The 1536-nt window shown below is 42.1% G+C and carries 2 protein-coding genes and 1 pseudogene; 1 reads left to right on the top strand and 2 read right to left on the bottom strand.

Going from position 1 to position 1536, the window contains the following annotated elements; genetic code table 11:
- Window positions 1-171 (bottom strand): annotated as a pseudogene (locus FTU54_RS15065) (IS3 family transposase); the annotation flags it as partial.
- Between the two features lie 73 nt (window positions 172-244).
- Here FTU54_RS15065 and FTU54_RS15060 point away from each other — a divergent pair.
- Window positions 245-1404, top strand: a protein-coding gene (locus tag FTU54_RS15060; protein WP_180074912.1) for an IS3 family transposase whose coding sequence is annotated in 2 segments (ribosomal slippage) — window positions 245-479 and window positions 479-1404 — 1161 coding nt in all. Because the reading frame shifts where the segments join, the coding sequence is not laid out codon by codon here.
- 2 nt (window positions 1405-1406) lie between these two features.
- Here FTU54_RS15060 and FTU54_RS15415 read toward each other — a convergent pair.
- The coding region (locus FTU54_RS15415; protein ID WP_373685801.1) for a DDE-type integrase/transposase/recombinase at window positions 1407-1536 on the bottom strand (130 nt) is incomplete at its 5' end.

The following is a 1536-nucleotide window of genomic DNA, read 5'->3' as shown; positions in this document are numbered from 1 at the left end:
AAGTTTTGGGATCCATTCCGTTTTAAGACTTCTAAAGAGTCTCTCTGTAGGTGCATTATCCCAACAATTCCCTCTGCGGCTCATACTCTGCACCATTGCATATTGCTGAAGCCTATATCTGAACAGAGAACTTTTATACTGACTGCCTTGATCGGTATGAAATATTACGCCTGATCCTAGCCAAAATAATGGACAGCACGTCCCTCTAAAGATAACGTAACTTTAATCTTTGGAGATTCAAGAAATGGCTAAACGTTTTAGTCCTGAATTTAAACAGCAAGCGATTGATTATGCACTTTCAAACTCCCACGAACCTATAGCTGCAATCGCCCAGAAATTAGGTGTGGGTTATTCAACTTTAGACAAATGGATTCGTGAAGCCAATCCAGTGGGTTCAAGCAAACGTCAACTTTCACCAGAACAACAGCGGATCTTAGAATTAGAGAAAGAAGTCAAACAGCTCAGGGAAGCCAATGACATCTTAAAAAAAGCGCATGTGTACTTTCTGACAGATCATGCCAAGAAAAGTACACGGTAATTCAAGATCTGGATGTGAATGAAGTCAATGTATCTTCTGCCTGTAAATGCCTGGGTGTCAGCACTTCAGGCTATTATGCCTGGCGAAAACGCCAGGCCAATCCAGCGCAGAAATATAATGATTTAAAAGCCGTATATTGGCAGCATCATGCACGATTGGGTGCACCTTCATTGGTACATGACATGCATGATTTAGGTTACAGCATGAGCGAACGAACCGTTGGAAGAATGCTTAAAAAGCTTGGTTTACGTAGCAGGATTGCACGTAAATACAAGCATACGACTGATTCAAACCATCGTTTGCCTACAGCGCCTAACTTGTTGGATCGTCAATTTACGGTCAATGAACCCAATAAGATCTGGACAACGGATATTACCTATATCCGTACTAAGCAAGGTTGGCTGTATTTATGTGTGATGCTAGATTTATTTAGCCGTCGTATCGTGGGGTGGCAAACCAGCCATCGAATAGACCGCCAGTTGGTGTGTGATACGTTTAACTATGCAATGGCTCGTCAGGGTTATCCAACTGGTGTTATGGTACATTCAGACCAAGGTTCACAGTACTGTAGTCGTGATTTTAGAGCGCTGTTACTGACAAATGATTGTACTCAGAGTATGTCTAGACGTGGAAACTGTTGGGATAATGCAGTGACTGAAAGCTTCTTTCATACATTAAAAGGTCATGTGGTACATGGCAGTGTATTTTCGACTCGAAAAGAAGCGAATGCTGTCTTGTTTGACTATATTGAAATTTATTACAATCGGATCAGAAGACATTCTGCAAACGGCTGGTTAAGTCCAGAAGCCTTTGAACAGAAATATATTAAAAGTTTAGAGGGGCTGGTTGTCCACGATACTGTCTAGGATCAGCCTGTAGGTCTACCTCTGGATCGCCAAGCATCTTCTAAAGCATTAGTCACTAAATGCTGACAGGCTTGATCTGACATAGACCATCCAATCACCCTGCGTGCGTAAAGATCGAGTACAACCGCTAAA

Source organism: Acinetobacter sp. YH12116, from assembly GCF_013418895.1.
Lineage (GTDB): Bacteria > Pseudomonadota > Gammaproteobacteria > Pseudomonadales > Moraxellaceae > Acinetobacter > Acinetobacter indicus.
Note: the sequence above shows the minus strand (reverse complement) of the source record. Positions and strands in the feature narration are given on the sequence as shown.